The organism is Streptomyces sp. Da 82-17 (assembly GCF_046098215.1).
GTDB lineage: Bacteria > Actinomycetota > Actinomycetes > Streptomycetales > Streptomycetaceae > Streptomyces.
Genome location: NZ_JBJURH010000005.1, coordinates 78,897 through 95,778, shown reverse-complemented (window position 1 = coordinate 95,778; position 16,882 = coordinate 78,897). Strand labels below are relative to the sequence as shown.

Genomic DNA, 16,882 nt, shown 5'->3' with positions numbered 1-16,882 from the left:
CGGGCGGGGGCCCCGCGCCCCGGCGGCCGGCCGTCAGTCCCGGCCCGCGTCCGCTGCCCGCAGGCCCAGCGCGTCCCTGACCTCCTCGGCGACGCGGACGATGTCCCCAGTGGGTTCGGTGGCGTACGGGGGATGGTCGCGCAGCCACTTCTCCTCCAGCGCGTACCAGTCGTGCGGCTTCGGCGCGCGGTTCTCGGCGAGGGCGGCGGACAGTTCGCCGAAGTACGTGCGCCAGCGCAGGGCGTAGAGGCCGGAGACCAGGCCGGACCATTCGCGGTTGGCGTAGTCGCGCAGCCCGCCCCCGTCGGCGGCCTGCCGGGGGCCCCAGACGGTGAGCAGGGACTCGGCGTCGTGGGCGAGCCGGTCCCGCTCCTCGCGGGTGGCGCCCCAGGAGCGGGCCTCGGCCGTCCACCGGCCCAGCAGGTGGCCCGGGTCGGTGGCGACGGCCTTCTCCAGGAGGTCGAGCCACCGGAACCACTCGCCGGTCAGCGCGGCGAAGGCGGCCCGGTCCTCCGCCTCGTACGCCGTGCGGATCCGGGGCAGGAGTTGCCGGGAGCGGTGGGAGAGGACCTGGCGGGTGACGTCGAGCAGGTCGTAGCGGTAGCCGGAGCCGGTGCGCAGCGCCGGGGCGACCGCCAGGAGCGCGGGCAGGGCGCGGGCGAACTCCTCGGGGTCGTACCGGAGTTGCTGCGGTGACCAGGCGGCGGCGCTCTTCGCGCCGAGGCTCGGGCGGGCGCCGAACAGGCCGTCGTGCGGCTCGCTCCACGAGTCGGCGCGGGTGGTGCCGTACGCGGTGCGGCGCAGCACGTCCCAGGCGGCGACGGCCTGCGGGTCGGGCCGCCCGCCGGGGCCCGTGCCGTACCGGTAGGCGGGCCACTCGGTGAACCACTCCGCGAGGTCCACCCGCCCCTCGGCCCAGGCGAGGTCGCTGAAGAGCGCGAGGGCCGCCGGGTTGTTGTCGGCGCCCTCGGGCATGAGGGCGATGCCGTCGAGCGCGCTGCCGGGTTTGGTGCGCCACTTCTCGTACAGCTCGGCCCAGTCGGGGGTGTTGGCGCCCATGGCGGTGTGGCCGCCGAAGTTCCAGATGGAGCCGAAGGCATAGGGGGCGCCGCCCCAGTCCGCCTCCCGGTCGGTGACGGTGGGGAAGCGGTCGGAGAGGCCGTCCACGACGAACACCCGGTCGCGGTCGACGGCGTCGAGGATGTCCCTGCGCGGGTTGTTCTGCCAGCCGAGCATCGCCCACACGGCGTTCGGCCGGGCGGTGCGCAGCGCGGTCTCGACGGCCCTGGCCGCCTCGCCGACGGGCACGTCCCCGGCCTGCCCGCCCTCGTGCAGCAGGTCCATCTTGTACATGCCGCTCGTGCCGATGAGTTCGCCCTGCACGGCGTAGAAGCGGGCGGCGACGCGGGCGAAGACCTCGCCGCGCGGGTCGAGCCAGTCGGGGCGGCGGAAGCCGACCCAGTCGCCCTGCGGGACGGTACGGGCCCCGGGGTTGCGGTCGGCGAAGCCGGGCGGGACGGTGCCGAAGTAGCCGGGCAGTACCGGGGTCATGCCGAGGGCGCGGGCGCGGTCGGCGACGCGGCGGGCCAACGCGGCGCGTGCGTCGAGGAGTTGGCGGCTCACGGGGCCGCCGAAGCCGGACATGTTCTGGAGCAGCCACCAGGGCTGGTGGGCCGGGCCCGGTATCCAGTCGCGGAGTTCGGCGTCCGTGTAGCCGAAGTCCTGGAAGGCCCGGTGGTAGACGGCGTCCGCGCCGAGCGAGAGGAACACCTCGTTGTAGCCGTGCAGGGCGAGCACGTCGAGGGTGCGCTCCCACTGGTCCCAGGTGCGGTAGGGGCCGGAGTAGCCCTCGTTGGTGTCGTTGAAGACGAAGCGGTGGCGGACGTTCGCCGTGCGCTCGACCGGCTCGGCCACGGCGGGCAGCCGGACCGGCAGCCGGGTCTGCGCGCCGGTCCAGGAGAACGAGGCGCGCGCCGTGTGCCGCAAGTACCAGTGCAGTCCGGTGAGTTGCACGGCCGGCGTGGTGCCCTCGACGACGATCGCGCCCTCGCCGCCGGACACCCGGAACCGGTCCGCGCCGTCCCGCCGCGGCTCGACCGCCCGGAACGTCACCTGGCCCGCGTGGCGGGGCAGCAGCCGGGCGAGCGCCTGCCCGGCCACCCCCTCCCCACGGGCGGATGCGGTGCCCGAGGCGGTGCCCCGGGTGGTTCCCGACGCGGTCCCCGAGGCGGCTACGACACCGCCGCCGGAGGCCGTGAGGGCGAGCGAGGCCAGGAGCGTACGACGCGACAGCGGCATGGGTCCTCCGGGGCGAGGCGGGGCGAGGCGAGGCGGGGCGGGGCGGCGTGGTGGCGGGGAAGCGGAACGGCACCGGCACGAGAATTTCCGCGCCACCCACGGCCCGTACATGTACGAATGCGCCGAACACTTGGACATTCGCGGCGTGCCGTCGACGGCTCAGCCGGGGCGTCCTGTTCCGCGGCGCTCTGCCCCGCGCTGCGCGCCCACCCGTCGGTGCGGTTCGGAGAAGGCGAGCCTGCCCGTCAGCGACGGCTCCGTGTCCCGGCGCCGCCCGCACACCTCCACACAGCACTCCTGCGCCGCCGACCGACTGCGGCTCGGCGAGGCACGCCCACTCGGCGAGATGGCACGCCAACCAGGCGTCCTCGCCGGTGAGTCGACGGGCACGGGCCGTCAACTCCGCCCCAGTCGCTCCGACCGCTCACACCGCCGGGTCCCTCCGCCACGTCCACCGCGCGTCGGGCGGCTCCTCGCCCAGGACGCGGAGCGAGTCGGTCGCGATCCGGGCGAGCCGGTCGACCTCGTCGAGGCCGAACCACATCTCGTGGTTCTCCGAGCGCCCGCTGCGCGGCTGGTGGGTGTCGGGATCGGACCAGCCGAGCGCCAGCAGCCGCTGCTTCTGCTCCTCGGTCGTCTTCCGGTACGCCGACGAGACGCATTCGGCGCCGAACCCGTCGTCCCACCTGATGAACTGCACGTAACGCCCGGTCTCCTGGCGGGGCTTGGACCGCCGCTGCCACCAGCGTCGCCCGGGTGCGTCGGGCACGGGCGCGGGCTCCGGGTCGGGCTCGGAGACCACCAGGGTGTCCCTCTCGCGCATACCGGCCACTTCCGCCCGCAGCCGCTCCCGGAACTCGCTCCACACCTCGTCCATCGGCCCAACGTACCGGCACGGACCGGGGAGCCACCCTCCGCATCACGGACCGGACGACACGGCCCTACCGGCTGGGCGGGACACTGCGGAACGGGCCCAGGTCGGCACAGTCGTCAGGGTCACCGACCCACGCGTACAGCCGCGGATGCTCTCGGGTGCCGCTGAGGTAGAAGTACACCCGCGAACAGCGCCAGAAGGTCGTCGACCACCTCAGCCGACAGCGCTGGGCCGACGCCGAGAACGGCACGTACGCCCGGCTCTCCCGCGAAGTGCCCCTTCGACGAGAGCGGCGACGTCGCGCCCACCGACCGCGTCCTGCCCGAGACCCTCCTGGTCGCCGGCGTCGACGCTCGACGCGTTCTTCGCCAGGAACCTCGCCTGACCCCCGCCCCCGCCCACTCCCCGGCCGGAACCCTCTCCTGGTGCGGCCCGGAGCGAGACCAGGCACCGTAGAAGGGAGCCATGTCCGCGCTGCCCGAGCGCGGTGTGGGAGGAACTGATGCGAGGGACTCTCGCTGAACCGGAGTGAGCGATGTCCCGCGGCGGGTCGGTCGACGACAGCGAGGAGCTGCTGAAACGGCTCGGGCGGATGACGGCCCGGGCACGCGAGCTGGCGGCCCTCCAGCGCTCCCGCGTCGAGCTCGCCGTGGAACTGCAGCGCACCATGCTGCCCGGCGACCTCCTCCCGCACCCCTCCGGCATCAGCGTCGCCGTCGGCTACACCCCCGCGACGCACGGCCTGAACGTCGGCGGCGACTGGTACGACGCGTTCACCCTGCCGGACGGCCGCGTGGCCATGTCCATCGGCGACGTCCAGGGGCACAACATCAAGGCGGCCGCGTTCATGGGCCAGGTGCGTGTCGCCCTGCGTGCCCTGGCCTCCGTCACCGGCGACCCGGGCGAGCTGCTGCGCCGTACGAACGACCTGGTCATCTCCCTCGGCTCGGACCTCTTCGCCACCTGCACGTTCCTGCGCCTCGACCCGGTGACCGGCATCCTCGAGTCCGCGCGGGCCGGCCACATACCCCACATCTGGGCGACCGCCGACGGCCGCTCCGGGATCTCCGACGGCGACGGCGGGCCCCCGCTCGGGGTGCTTCCGGGCGCGGAGTACCCCGTGTCCCGGCACCAGCTCACCCAGGGCGGCGTCTTCGTCCTCCTCACCGACGGAGTGGTCGAGGGCCCGTCCCTGAACCTGGACGACGGCCTGCGGCAGGTCGCCCGGCTCGCCCAGCTCGCCGTCGTCGCGGGCGTCGGCATCGACGGCCTGGCCGAGGCCGTCATGAAGATGGCGGACACGGTGGGCCACGAGGACGACGCGGCCGTCCTCGTCGTCGGCCACGACGGCGGTACGCGGGGCAGGCTCCTGCCGCACTCCGATCCGTGACGGCCCACGGCGCGAGTGTTGTGCACGGCTGGGGGAGCGGCCCCGGTGTCTCATAGCCGGATGGCGGATGCGAAGCATTTAGGGCGCCCCGACTCCGTGCGGCGGCCCGACTCCTTGCGGCGGCCCGTGAAGAACGCCCTCGAGGTGCTGGCCGTGGCGGCGCTGTACTTCGCGGCCGGGCGCCTCGGCCTGCTGGGCTCGCTGGGCGTCAAAGGCGTCGTGGTGACGCCGGTGTGGCCGCCGACCGGCGTCGCCGTGGCCGCGCTCCTCGTCTACGGCGTACGGGTCTGGCCGGGCATCGCGATCGGCGCGGCGCTCGTCATCGCCTCGCTGACCACGCTCCAGCCCACCGCGCTGATCAACATCGCGGGCAACACGCTGGCCCCGCTCTGCGCCGTCCTGCTGCTGCGCCGCGTCGGCTTCCGGCTGGAGATCACGCGGCTGCGGGACGGCCTGGCGCTGGTGTTCCTCGCCGCCTTCGGCGCCATGCTCGTCAGCGCGTGCCTCGGGGTGGGCGGCAATCTGGTGACCGGCGAACTGAGCAGCGCCGAGTTCTGGCCGCTGTGGCTGGCCTGGTGGGTGGGGGACGCGATGGGCGTCCTCCTCGTCACCCCGCTGCTGCTCGTGCTGCTGGCCCCGTCCGCTTCCGGCCGGGTCTCCACGGGGCGGTGGGCGGAGCGGGCCTGCCTGTACCTGGTGGCGATCGCCCTCGTACCGCTGACGACCCTCAGCCCGATGAGCCTGCTGTTCCTGATCTTCCCGCTGCTGATCTGGGCGGCCCTGCGCCTGCAGCTCCTCGACGCCATGGTGTGCGCCCTGTTCGCCTCGATCCTGGCGACGTTCGCGGCGAACACCGAGAGCGGCGCGTTCACGGAGATGTCGAACGTCGAGGTGATGGTGAAGCTCCAGGCGTTCAACGGCGCCGCCGCCCTCACCGCGCTGCTGCTGTCGTCGCTGGTGACGGAGCAGCGGGCCACCCGCCGCTCGGTCGAGCAGGCCTGCGACGAACTCGCCGAGGTCCTCGACCACCTCAGCGCGGGCGAGACCCTGCCGGAAGGCCCGGACCTGCAGGGCCTGGGCGGCCCGAACGGCGGCGACACCAGGAGACGCTGACGGCGGGGCCGCGCGGTCAGAGGTGGCGGGTGAACGGGGCCGGGTCGATCGCGAACAACCCGCTGAAGGGCTGGTCGAGTTGATGGATCAGCAGCACGGTGAAGGTGATGAGGGCGGACAGGCCCATCACCATCACCACGTGCGTGAGGCTGCGCTTGACGCCGAACAGGAACATGAACGCGACGGTGAGCGTGCCGCCGACGATCAGGCCGAACCAGATCGCGAGGGACAGGTGCTCGTCGGCGACGGCCTCGCGTCCGCGGCGCGCCTCGCCCAACGTGCTGAGCTGGGCCAGCGTCTCCTGCCCCGTGACCTGCTGGGCGAGCGTGGCGTCCGCGGGCACCTGGCCGGCGGCGCGCACCCGGTCGAGGAGCCGCCACCCGGCGGCGGACGGCGGTGTGCCCTCCGCCATGGCGGGCCACTCGGTGCGGGAGACGTGCCGGACGTACGTCTCGATGCCGCCGCGCAACCGGTCGGCCTGTACGGCGGGCATTCCGGAGGCGAGCAGGTGGATCTGGTGCGCGGCGCCGGCCTCCGCCGCGGTGTGGTCCTCCGCGCGGGCCCGGGTGTCCCAGACCGAGACGAGGGCCAGGCCGAGGATGAGGGCGTACAGCACGCCGACCATCATCGAGATGTACTCGGCGACGTCCTCGCGGGGTTCGTCGTCCGGGCCCATCGGCCACAGCCGGTGCTTGAGCAGGACGGCCGCGGCGGCGAGCAGGGCGACGCCGAGGACGATGGCGAGGGTTTCGAGCATCTCAGGGTCCGCTCTCGTGGATGGCGCGGTCAGCTTCTGCGGGAGCCCGCGGTCAGCTTCTGCGGGAGCCGAGGACGGCCGCGGCGACGGCCGCCGGAATCAGGAGCAGCAACAACACGCTCGCGACGCCGAGCGTGGCGGGCGAGTGGTCCTCGCGTACGAACGCCCTGAGCGCCGAGCGCTGCTTCTGACGGTGCTGCTCCTGACGGTGCTGCTCCTGACGGTGCTGCTCCTGAGGGCGTTGCTGTCGAGGCCGCTCGGGCGGCCGGGGGGTGGCGGGGGCGGCCGCCGACTCCGGGGGCGGGGGTTGGGTGCGGGGCGCCGTCCTGTCCGGCGCCGCGATACGGGGCGGGGGAGGCGGTGTCGGCAACAGCAGGGCGGCAGGGGGTGGTTCGGCGGCGGTCGGCGGCGGTGCGGGGAGGCCCGGTCCGCCGGGCGGGCGCGGAGCGGGCGCGGTCGCCGGGCTTCGGGGTGCGGGAGCGGCGGGTGGTGTCGGCGCGGGGAACGTGAACCGGGCCGTGGCGCGGGCCACGAGCCGCGGCGGGGCGGTCGTCCCGCCGTCCGGGGCCAGGGTGCGCAGCAGGTCGCTGCCGTCGGCGCCGGCCCGGCTGACGTAGGTGCCGGCGGCGCGCCGCGCATCGGCGCGGCAGGTGACGGCGGCTCCGGGAGCGAGCCGCGCCACGACACGGCCGCCGCTCGGGCAGACGATCCGGGCCGGGCCGAGCGCCGGATCACCGAGCCGGATCCGGTACGCGGGCCGGTTGCCGGTGTTGATCACGGTGTAGCGCACCCTTGCCCGCCCCGGACCGGCCCCGCGCGCCGTCCCGCGCAGCGTCAGGTGGGCGCCCACTCCCGCGTACCCGGAGAGGGCCCGCGCCCGCACGGTGGCGCGCAGGTGCGGCTGCCGGCCGACCGCCAGGACGTAGCCGATCCAGGTGCCGCGGCGTGCGGTCGCGCGGGCCGTGCACGTCACCGACCGGAGCCCGGTCAGGAGCGGCACGTGGTCTCGTCCTCCCGGGCAGCGGATGCGGGCCCCGGGCAGCGTGGGGTCGTGGATGCGCAGCGCGTACAGGTCGGCGCCGCCGCGGTTGGTCAGCCGGTACGTCTTCACCACGGCGGCGCCGGTACGGATGCCCGGGCGAAGCGCGCCGAGGCCGGGCCGCCCGTTGACGTTCACCTGGAGGGCCGGCCGGCCGGGTCCGGCGCCGTCGGCGGCGGCGGCCGGTCCGCCCGTCGGCGGGCCGAGCACCACCGTCAGGAGGACGACCGGCAGCAGCACCATCGACCGCCGCCGGGCGGGACTCCCACTCCAACCGATGATCACACCGGCATGCTGGGCGGTACGGCTCCCGCCCCCGGCCCTGGCGCGCGCGCACGCTGCGTCGTTCACCCGAGCGGCAGCCACGGCCCCGGCGTGCCGCGCGGGTGCGGGCGGCTCAGGCGGTGCCGCTCTCCGGGGCGAGGCGCGCGATGTCGGCCGGGGTGCCGGACATGATCGTGCGGGCGTGCGCGGTGATCAGGTCGGCGGGCCAGTCCCACCAGGCGGCACGCCGCAGCAGCGCGACGTCCGCGTCGTCGTAGCGCCGCCGGATCGGGCGGGCCGGGTTGCCGCCGACGATCGTGTACGGCGGGACGTCGGCGGTGACGACGGCGCCGGCCGCGATGATCGCGCCGTCGCCGATGCGTACGCCGGGCATGACGGTCGCCCGGTAGCCGAACCAGACGTCGTTGCCGACGACGGTGTCGCCGCGGCTCGGCATGCCGGTGACGAGGTCCAGGGTCTCCTCGGCCCACCGGCCGCCGAACATGGTGAACGGGTACGTCGAGACGCCCATCGTCGGATGCTCGGCGCCGGCCATCAGGAAGGTCGTCCCGGTGGCGATCGCGCAGAACTTGCCGATGACGAGGCGCTCCGGCCCGTACGCGTAGAGGACGTTGCGGCGCTCGAACTCCGTGGCGCCGTCCGGGTCGTCGTAGTACGTGTACGCGCCCACGCTGATGTTCGGGGAGGTGACGAGCGGCTCGAGGAACACCACGCGGTGGTGGGCGGGCAGCGGGTGGACGGTGGTCGGGTCCGGGGACACGGGCGGGTCCTTCGTGTGGTCGGGGCGGCGTCAACTGCTGTGCGTGGAAGCGTTGTCGGCGGAGGCGACCGTACCCGGCGCGGCAGGGGGCAGGGGTGCGGTGGGGGTTTCCGCGGGTTCGGACCTCGTCAGCCAGAGGGCGGTGCACACGGCGGCGGCCAGGGTGACGGCTCCGGCGGTGAGGAAGGCGCTGCCGAGGCCGGCCTCGAAGGAGGCGCCGCCCGCCTGCCGGGTGCGGACGACGGCCCCGAGCAGGGCCACGCCGAGCACCGCGCCGATCTGCCGGGTGGTGCTGCTGATGCCGGAGGCGAGGCCGCCCTCCCGCGGGTCGACCGCCTGGATCGCGGCGCCGGTCAGCGGGGACAGGCTCAGGGCGAAGCCGGCGCCGACGAGTCCGAGCCGCCACCACACGTTCCCGTAGCCGGTGTCGGCGTGCACCGTGCCGAGCGCGAGCAGCCCCAGTCCGGCCAGGGCGAGCCCGGCGGTGACGACGACGCGGAACCCGTACCGGGCGGCGAGCCGGCCCGCGTACGGGCTGACGACCACCATGGCGAGGGAGACCGGCAGGGTCTGCAGTCCGGCGCGCAGGATCGAGCTGCCCTGCACGTACACGAAGAACTGGGAGAAGAAGAACGACGCCCCCATGAGCGCGAACCCCACCACGACCATGGCCGTGTTGGACACCGTGAACAGGCGCTGCCGGAACAGCCGCAGCGGCAGCATCGGGGCCGGGCGGCGCGCCTCGACGGCCACGAACGCGGCGAGCAGGACGGCCGCGGCGGCGAAGCAGCCCAGGATCACCGGCGAGGTCCAGCCCCGCGCGCCGCCCTCGATCAGCCCGTACGTCAGCGCCCCCACCGCCAGGACGGACAGGACCGTGCCCGGGACGTCGATCGCGGGGGCGGCCGGATTGCGGGACTCGTCGAGCCGGCGCAGGCCGACGAGCAGCAGGACCGCGCCGATGGGCAGGTTGACCAGGAAGATCGCGGGCCAGCCGAAGGCCTCCGTCAGCACACCGCCCGCCACGGGGCCCGCGGCCAGACCGAGCCCGCTGAACCCGGCCCACAGGCCGATCGCCTTCATGCGTTCCTGCGGTACGGGGTGGGCGGCGGCGAGCAGGGCCAGCGAGGCGGGGCTCAGCGCGGCGGCCCCGATGCCCTGCAGCACGCGGCCGGCGATCAGCCAGCCGAGCGAGGGCGCGAGCGCGCACAGCAGGGACGCGGCGGTGAACACGGCCGCGCCGGTCAGGTAGACCCGCTTGCGGCCGAACCGGTCGGCGAACACCCCGCCGGACAGCAGCAGCATGGCGACGAGCAGGACGTACGCGTCGACGATCCACTGCAGCCCGGTCAGCCCGGTGTGCAGCCGCTCCTGCATGTCGGGCAGCGCCGCCCCGACGATCGTGTTGTCCAGCAGCACCATGAACTGGCCCAGGCAGGTCACCGTGAGCAGCACGGCCCGGTGCGGTCGACCGCCTGCGGTCGTATCCGGTACGGCCACGAAATCCCCCTCGATCGATGGTGGTTCAGAGCGCCACGCGCCGACGCAACCGCCTAACGCAGTGGCTGACTGCGTTAGGCGACTATAGGGAGGGGCTTCCATAAACGCAACTGAGACCTGCGTTAAGGTGGGGGGTGTGACCGAAGGGCGGAAGGCATGGCGGACGGCGTGAACGAGGAACGACAGCGGGCCCGGCGGCCCGGCGGGCGCAGCGCCCGCGTCGCCGCGCAGGTGCACCAGGCCGTCACCGACCTGATCGGCGAGCGCGGCTACGGCAACTTCACCGTCGGCGACGTCGCGACCCGGGCGGGAGTGGCCGACAGCAGCGTCTACCGCCGCTGGGGCAACCTCGAGACCCTGCTCGCCGACGTGGTGCTGACCCGCCTCAACGCGCAGTCACCGATGCCCGACACCGGAACCCTCGCGGGCGACCTGCGTACGTACGCCGCGCAAGTGGCCCGCGAGATCACCGGACCCGACGGCCCGGCGCTGCTGCACCTGGCCGTCGCCCTGTCCAGCAGCGGCGAGCGGGGCCGGCAGGCGAGCGAGGCCCTGCGCGCCGAACGCACCCGGCAACTCCAGTCCATGCTCGACCGCGCCCACGACCGCGGCGAGAGGGCCCCCGACGCGTACGAGGTCCTGGACCACGTCCTGGCCCCCATGTACATCCGCGTCCTGTTCGGCCTGGTCCCCCTCACGCCGGACTACATCGAGGGGCTGGTCGAGCGGGTCATGTGAGCTCGGCGTCCTCCCTCAAGTCGCCCGCCGGGCGGGCCCGGTGCTGCTGCGGGGTGATCCCGCGCTCGCGCTTGAACGCCGTGCTGAGCGCGGAGGCGCTCCCGTAGCCGACCTGCCGGGCCACGGGGGACGCGGCGTTCCCCGGGGCCGCGGAGGCGGTCGGGGCGTTCGCCGACCTGGCGGTGGACCGCGGCGCGACCCGGCTGGTGCTGCTCGCCGACCGCGGCGCGCGCGAGGCGGAACGCTGCGAGCGGGCGGTACGCGCGTCGGGCGCCGAGTGGACCGTCGTCCGTACCGGCTTCATCGCCCAGAACTTCAGCGAGGACGTCCTCACCGGCGCGGTGCGGGCGGGCGTGGTGGCGCTGCCGGTCGGCGTGGTGGCGGAGCCCTTCACCGACGCGGAGGACATCGCCGACGTCGCGGCCGCGGCCCTCACCGAGGACGGCCGGCACGTCGGCGAGGTGTACGACGTGACCGGCCCGCGCCTGATGACCTTCGCCGAAGCGGTCGCGGAGATCGGCGCGGCCGTCGGACGCACCGTCCGGTACGAGGAGATCAGCCGGGAACGGTTCACCGCGACGCTCACGGAACAGGGCGCACCGCCCCGGCTCGCCGAGCCACTGGCCGACCTCATGGCCGAGGTCTTCGACGGCCGCAGATCCCGCCTCGGCGACGGCGTCCAACGCGCCCTCGGCCGCCCGCCCCGGGACTTCGCCGCGTATGTCCGCGCTGCGGCGGCGAGCGGGGTCTGGGCCCCGGCCGGTTGAGTCCGGGCCCGGCCGCCGGCCCCCTCGCCCTGCGCGCCGACGGTCGCGCCGCGTCAAGCTACTCGTCCGACAGGCGTACGTCCGGTACGCGCCAGGCCGCGAGGACGAACGCGAGGAGGGTCACGGCCGCGCCCGCCAGGAAGACGACGCGCATGGCCGCCACGTAGCCGTCGAGGAACGGGACGGCCAGGCGCGGGTCGAGGGTGTGCAGGAACGCGGAGTTCTCCAGGTCGACGCCGCCGCCGGGGAGCAGTACGCCGCTCAACGCCTGGGCGTTCTCGGGCTGTTCGGCGAGGCGGCGCAGGGCCGGGTCGCGGAACGTGCCGGCCAGGAGCTCGGCGATCCGCGGGCCGGCCAGGGAGAAGAGGAGGGAGAGGAAGGCCGCGGCGCCGACCGTGCCGCCGTTGGAGCGGAAGAAGTTCACCGAGGCGGTGGCGGCGCCCATGTCGCCGCGGGGCACCTCGGACTGGGCGAGCGTGGTCATGGTCTGCATGGCGGCGCCGAGGCCCGCGCCCATGAAGAGCATGCCGACGGACACGTGCCAGAGCGGGCTGTCGGCGCGGAGCGTCGCGTACACGAGCATCGCGGCGGTGAAGCAGCCGATGCCGGTCACCAGATGCACCTTGAGGCGGCCGGTGCGGGAGATCAGCCGGCCGACCGTGAGGGTGACCGCGACGTTCGCGACCGTGGTGGGCAGCATGGCCAGGCCCGCCGCCATCGGGCTCATGCCCTGGGCGAGTTGGAGATACAGCGGCAGCGTCGTCATCGCGCCGAACATGCCGATGCCGACCACGAAGTGGAGGGAGGTGCCGAGGCGGAAGCTGCGGATGCGGAACAGCCGCAGGGGCAGCAACGCCGCCTGCCCCATGCGTCGTTCGACGGCGACGAAACCCACGAGGCCGGCCGCGCCGACCACGTACAGGGCGAGGGCCTGCGGCGACGACCAGCCCCAGGTGCGGCCCTGCTCGGCGACGACGAGCAGCGGGACGACGCCGGTGGCGAGGGTGAGGGCGCCCGCGTAGTCCAGGCGGTGCCGTACGGGCTGGTGCGGGACGCGGTGCAGGACGCGGGTGATGACGGCCAGGGCCACTGCGGCGAGCGGCACGTTGACGAGGAAGATCCAGCGCCAGCCCGCGATGCCCAGCAGCGTGCCGGCGCCGGCGAACAGGCCGCCGACGACGGGCCCGACGATGCTGGAGCCGCCGAAGACCGCCATGAACCACCCCTGGTAGCGGCCGCGTTCGCGCGGTGAGGTGATGTCCGCGATCACCGTCATGGCCAGCGACATCAGCCCGCCGCCACCGAGCCCCTGGACGGCGCGGAACGCGGCGAGCTGGTGGATGGACGTGGCGCAGCCGCACAGCAGCGAACCGGCGGCGAAGAGGGCGATCGCCCAGAGGTACATGCGGCGGCGGCCGTGGATGTCGGACAGCTTGCCGTACAGCGGGGTCGAGAGGGTGGCGGTGACCAGGTACGCGGTGGTCACCCAGGCTTGCGCGGTGAGGCCGTGCAGGTCGTCGGCGATGGTGCGCAGGGCCGCGGAGACGACGGTCTGGTCCAGGGCGCCGAGGAACATGCCCAGCATCAGGCCGGACATGACGGTGACGACCTCGCGGTGCGAGAGCCGCGCGGGCGGGCCGGACTCCTCGCCCGGCCCGCCCGCGGGCTGCGGGCCCTGCTCGCGCAGCGCGTCGGACGAGGTCACGCGGGGGCTCCGACGAGGCGCTCCAGGTCGGCCGGGGCGCTGTCGACCTCGGGGAGCGTGAGCATGTCCAGGCGGGCGCGGCGCATGGTGGCGGCGGCGCGGGCGTCGGCCAGGACCTCGCGGCAGGCGGCGGCGATGCCGTCCGGGGTGCGGTCGACGGCCTCCCGGCCCATGCCGAGCTCCTCGACGCGGCGGGCGTTGGGGTACTGGTCGCCGAACTGCGGCAGCACCACCAGCGGCGTGGCCGTGCGCAGGGCCTCGCGGACGCTGTTGAAGCCGCCGTGGGTGAGGAACAGGTCGGCGCCCTCCAGGAGCAGGGGCTGCGGCAGCCGCTCGGTGAGGTGGACGTGCGGCGGCAGGTCCACGTCGTCCACGGGCACGCCCGCGGTGGCGACGACGACGGTGCACTCGTCGAGCCGGGCCGCGGCCTCGACGATCGTACGGAGCGTCTTGACCGGGTCGGGGTACTCGAACGGCATCGAGTCCGGCTGCTGTCCCCGCTCGCGGAGCTTCTGCAGCATGGGCAGGGCCGTGCCGATGGCGGCCCACACCAGGGGCCGGTCGGTGGGCAGTTCGGCGACCCACCGGGGGAGTGTCGCGGCCCGCTCGACGGTGATGGTCTGCCGGTAGGTCAGCGGGTTCGGCAGGTGCCGGGCGAAGGAGAAGGCGGCCGGTACGTAGTCGATGCGGCCGTGCGGGGCGATCGACAGCGGGTCGTCGGCCAGGGGCAGGCCGAACTCCGCGCGCAGGGCGTTCAGCCCGGGGTGGAGCTCCGCCGGGTCGAGGACGTTGGCGGCGCCCGACGGGGTCGGCAGGTGCGGGATGCCGAGCTCCTCGCCGAGCAGGCAGGAGCCCAGGTCCATGCCGTCGCGGAGGACGAGGTGGGGGCGGAACTCGCGGGCGACGGGGAGGAGGAGCTCCCGGAGCCGCCTGGCCATCGGCCCGGACAGGACGCCGTTGAGGAAGCGCAGCAGGGCGGCCTGCTGCTCGGCCGGGTCGGCGCCCGCGCCGGGGGCGGTCCCGGGGCTGTACTGCGCGTCGGCGGCGAAGGTGCTGGGGGAGAGGTTCGGCAGGCAGGGGGTGACGGTGAGGTCGTCGGCGCGGAACATCGGCGCGAGTTCCTCGGTGGTGGCGACGCGCACCTCGTGTCCCGCGGCCGCCAGAGCGCGGAGCACGGGCAGTTGGGCGCGCCCGTGCGAGGGGCTGGCGATGGTGGTGACCAGAACACGCATGACGGGGCCTTTCGGGGTGGTCGTGTGCGGGGGGTCGGTCGTGTGTGCGGGTTGGTCGTGTGTGTTGGGGGCGGTCCCGGGGCGTCAGCCCGCCATCGTGAACGCGCTGCCGATGCTCTGCCGGACCAGACCGGCCCGCTCCAGCCGATCCTGGTCGAGGAGGTTGCGGAAGTCGTGGACGACGCGGCCGTCGAGACGTGCGGCGATCGCGGGCCAGTCGAGATCGCGGAACTGCGGCCACTCGGTGAGGACGAGACAGGCGGCGGCGCCGTCGGCCGCCTCCAGCGGGTCCCCGGTGAGGGTGACCAGGTCGCTCAGATCGGGCCGGGTCTCGCTCAGCGCCGGGTCGTACGCGAACAACTCGGCCCCGCGCTCGCGCAGTTGCCGGGCGAGGGCCAGGGCGGGCGAGTCGCGCAGGTCGGAGGTGCCGGCCTTGAAGGCGAGGCCGAGGAGCGCGAGCCGGACGCCGGTGAGCGTTCCGTCCGGGCCCGCGCACTGGGCCACGACGCGTTCGACGAGCCTGCGCTGATGTTCGACGTTGGTCTCGATGGTGGCGCGCAGCAGGGGGAAGTCGATCCCGGCGGCCTCGCAGACGGACAGCAGCGCGTGCGTGTCCTTCGGCAGGCACGAGCCGCCCCAGCCGGGGCCCGGCTTCAGGAACGCCTCGCCGATGCGCGGATCGCGGCCGATTCCCGCCGTCACGTCGGCGACGTCCGCGCCGAAGCGCTCGCACAGCGTCGCCAGGTTGTTGGCGAAGGACAGCTTCATGGCGAGGAAGAAGTTGGCCGCGTACTTGGTGAGTTCGGCGCTGGCGGCGTCGGTGACGACGTGCGGCGCCGCCAGTGGCGCGTACAGGTCGGCGACCCGGCGCGCGGCCTCGGGGTCGGCGCCGCCGACGACGACGCGGTCCGGGTGCAGGAAGTCGTGGACGGCGTGTCCTTCGCGCAGGAACTCCGGGTTGCTGACGACCGGCACCTCCGGGCGGCCGAGCAGCGCGCCGACCCGCTCCGAAGTGCCCACCGGGACCGTGGACTTGTTGACGACGACGCAGCCGTCGGGCAGTTCGGTGCGGATCTCCCGCGCGACGGCCTCGACGGCGGCGAGGTCGGCGGCGCCGCCGGCGCCCATGGGGGTCGGCAGGCAGAGGAAGACCACGTCCGCTTCCCGGACGGCGGCAGGGGTGTCGCGGACGAACTCCAGGCGCCCCGAGCCGAGTCCGTCCCGGACGAGCTCCGGCAGCCCCGGCTCCAGGATGTCGACCTCGGCGCGCCGCAGCCGCTCGACCTTGCCCGCGTCGGCGTCCGCGCACACCACCCGGTGGCCGAGCGAGGCGAGGCACGCTCCGGTGGTCAGGCCCACGTAGCCGGTGCCGACGACGGCGACGCGGGCGGGTCGGTCGGCGGACCTGGGGGCAGTTGTTCCGCTCACTGAGCATCGTCCTTCCGGGAAACGTCGCGAAGGCATCGCCGGCGGCCCCGACTGTAGGGCGGTGACGGCACGACAGGTCAACGATCGATGACAACGACCGATGACTTCCGGACGCGGCCGGAATCCTGGACGATGTGTGGCCCTACGACAGGCCACGGAGAGGTGTGCATCGGTGAGCCGAGCGACGGACGGGACCGGCGAACTCCCCGCCGGGGCGCGCAAACGCAGCGCTGCGGGCACCCGCAGCGCCCTGATGGCCGCCGCGTACCTGCGCTTCGGACGGTACGGGTACGACGGCACGAGCCTGCGTGACATCGCCAAGGACGCCGGGGTGGACGCCGCTCTCGTCTACCGCTATTTCGGCTCCAAACAGGCCCTGTTCGCCGCGGTCTCCTGCCGTACGGCGCTCTTCGACCCGCTCCTGGAGGTCCCGCTCGACGAAGTGGCCGACTGGGTCTGCGACTTCGTCACGAGCGGCCCGTCCGACGAGGAGATCCCGCACCCGGTGCTCTCCGTGCTGCGCTCCTCCAGCCGAGGGGACGCGGTGGGCGGCTTCCGGGACGAGGTCGCGGAGGTGTTCTCGGACAGGTTCGCCCGACGCCTGGAGGGGCCCGACGCGGACGTACGCGCGGAACTGCTCGCCGCGTGGCTCCTCGGCACGAGCCTGCTGCGCCGGGTGTTCCGTACGCCTGCCCTGGCCGCCGCCTCGGAGGACACCCTGCACGCCCACCTCCGCGCGGGCCTCGCAGGCCTCCTCACCGCACCGGCCCCGGAGCCCGCACCGGCTCCGGAGCCCGCACCGGCTCCGGAGCCCGCACCGGCTCCGGAGCCCGCACCGATACCGCAACCCGAAGCGCGCCCGCAGCCCGAAGCGCGCCCGCAGCCCGAAGAGTGCCCGGGGCCCGAACAGCGCCCGCAGCCCCAGCAGGAGCGCCCCTGCCGGGAGCACCCTCGCGCGAGCGAGCAGCGCCCCTGACAGGGGCGGGCGAAAAGCCT

The 16,882-nt window shown here is 74.5% G+C and carries 15 protein-coding genes; 5 read left to right on the top strand and 10 right to left on the bottom strand.

From position 1 onward, the window contains the following. Window positions 1-33: 33 nt before the first annotated feature. Together ACIDOF_RS10240 and ACIDOF_RS10235 are read right to left on the bottom strand one after the other, a co-directional pair. Window positions 34-2,298, bottom strand: coding sequence for an alpha-N-acetylglucosaminidase (locus ACIDOF_RS10240; RefSeq protein WP_409005453.1), 2,265 nt, complete (start codon window positions 2,296-2,298; stop codon window positions 34-36). 424 nt (window positions 2,299-2,722) lie between these two features. Beyond that, entirely contained in the window at window positions 2,723-3,175 is a 453-nt protein-coding gene (locus ACIDOF_RS10235) for a TY-Chap domain-containing protein (protein WP_409005452.1), read from the bottom strand. A 532-nt stretch (window positions 3,176-3,707) separates the two neighbouring features. On the opposite strand from ACIDOF_RS10235, the gene ACIDOF_RS10230 reads away from it, so the two are divergent. Together ACIDOF_RS10230 and ACIDOF_RS10225 are read left to right on the top strand one after the other, a co-directional pair. After that, window positions 3,708-4,562, top strand: a complete 855-nt coding sequence (locus tag ACIDOF_RS10230; protein WP_409005451.1) for a PP2C family protein-serine/threonine phosphatase — start codon at window positions 3,708-3,710, stop codon at window positions 4,560-4,562. Window positions 4,563-4,622: 60 nt separating this feature from the next. Further along, the gene (locus ACIDOF_RS10225) at window positions 4,623-5,675 is read left to right on the top strand and encodes an MASE1 domain-containing protein (protein ID WP_409005450.1); all 1,053 of its coding nucleotides are present in this window, start codon (window positions 4,623-4,625) and stop codon (window positions 5,673-5,675) included. A 16-nt stretch (window positions 5,676-5,691) separates the two neighbouring features. On the opposite strand, the gene ACIDOF_RS10220 is transcribed toward ACIDOF_RS10225, so the two are convergent. The 4 genes from ACIDOF_RS10220 to ACIDOF_RS10205 all read right to left on the bottom strand — a co-directional run bounded on the left by ACIDOF_RS10220 (window position 5,692) and on the right by ACIDOF_RS10205 (window position 10,016). Next, on the bottom strand, window positions 5,692-6,432 hold the full coding sequence (locus tag ACIDOF_RS10220; protein ID WP_409005449.1) for a hypothetical protein: 741 nt from the start codon (window positions 6,430-6,432) through the stop codon (window positions 5,692-5,694). A 52-nt stretch (window positions 6,433-6,484) separates the two neighbouring features. Further along, window positions 6,485-7,756: a hypothetical protein gene (locus tag ACIDOF_RS10215; protein WP_409005448.1), complete on the bottom strand. Its 1,272-nt coding sequence runs from the start codon at window positions 7,754-7,756 to the stop codon at window positions 6,485-6,487. Window positions 7,757-7,868: 112 nt separating this feature from the next. Further along, complete coding sequence (locus ACIDOF_RS10210) at window positions 7,869-8,516, bottom strand: CatB-related O-acetyltransferase (RefSeq protein WP_409005447.1); 648 nt, start codon at window positions 8,514-8,516, stop codon at window positions 7,869-7,871. Between the two features lie 30 nt (window positions 8,517-8,546). Further along, the gene (locus tag ACIDOF_RS10205; RefSeq protein ID WP_409005446.1) at window positions 8,547-10,016 is read right to left on the bottom strand and encodes an MFS transporter; all 1,470 of its coding nucleotides are present in this window, start codon (window positions 10,014-10,016) and stop codon (window positions 8,547-8,549) included. Window positions 10,017-10,172: 156 nt separating this feature from the next. Here ACIDOF_RS10205 and ACIDOF_RS10200 point away from each other — a divergent pair, with 156 nt between their 5' ends. Then, on the top strand, window positions 10,173-10,754 hold the full coding sequence (locus ACIDOF_RS10200; RefSeq protein WP_409005445.1) for a TetR/AcrR family transcriptional regulator: 582 nt from the start codon (window positions 10,173-10,175) through the stop codon (window positions 10,752-10,754). On the opposite strand, the gene ACIDOF_RS10195 is transcribed toward ACIDOF_RS10200, so the two are convergent. Further along, entirely contained in the window at window positions 10,747-10,878 is a 132-nt protein-coding gene (locus ACIDOF_RS10195) for an AraC family transcriptional regulator (RefSeq protein WP_409005444.1), read from the bottom strand. The two genes, ACIDOF_RS10200 and ACIDOF_RS10195, sit on opposite strands and share 8 nt — an antisense overlap. Before the next feature lie 58 nt (window positions 10,879-10,936). Between ACIDOF_RS10195 and ACIDOF_RS10190 the strand changes: the two genes are divergently transcribed. Beyond that, on the top strand, window positions 10,937-11,521 hold the full coding sequence (locus ACIDOF_RS10190) for an NmrA family transcriptional regulator (protein WP_409005443.1): 585 nt from the start codon (window positions 10,937-10,939) through the stop codon (window positions 11,519-11,521). A gap of 58 nt (window positions 11,522-11,579) precedes the next feature. On the opposite strand, the gene ACIDOF_RS10185 is transcribed toward ACIDOF_RS10190, so the two are convergent. The 3 genes from ACIDOF_RS10185 to ACIDOF_RS10175 form a co-directional block, all read right to left on the bottom strand. Further along, the gene (locus ACIDOF_RS10185; RefSeq protein ID WP_409005442.1) at window positions 11,580-13,226 is read right to left on the bottom strand and encodes an MDR family MFS transporter; all 1,647 of its coding nucleotides are present in this window, start codon (window positions 13,224-13,226) and stop codon (window positions 11,580-11,582) included. Then, the gene (locus ACIDOF_RS10180; RefSeq protein ID WP_409005441.1) at window positions 13,223-14,458 is read right to left on the bottom strand and encodes a glycosyltransferase; all 1,236 of its coding nucleotides are present in this window, start codon (window positions 14,456-14,458) and stop codon (window positions 13,223-13,225) included. Before ACIDOF_RS10180 ends, ACIDOF_RS10185 begins: the two co-directional genes overlap by 4 nt. 84 nt (window positions 14,459-14,542) lie before the next feature. After that, complete coding sequence (locus tag ACIDOF_RS10175) at window positions 14,543-15,886, bottom strand: UDP-glucose dehydrogenase family protein (RefSeq protein WP_409005440.1); 1,344 nt, start codon at window positions 15,884-15,886, stop codon at window positions 14,543-14,545. Window positions 15,887-16,058: 172 nt separating this feature from the next. Here ACIDOF_RS10175 and ACIDOF_RS10170 point away from each other — a divergent pair, with 172 nt between their 5' ends. After that, window positions 16,059-16,862, top strand: a complete 804-nt coding sequence (locus ACIDOF_RS10170; RefSeq protein WP_409005439.1) for a TetR family transcriptional regulator — start codon at window positions 16,059-16,061, stop codon at window positions 16,860-16,862. Window positions 16,863-16,882 lie beyond the last annotated feature (20 nt).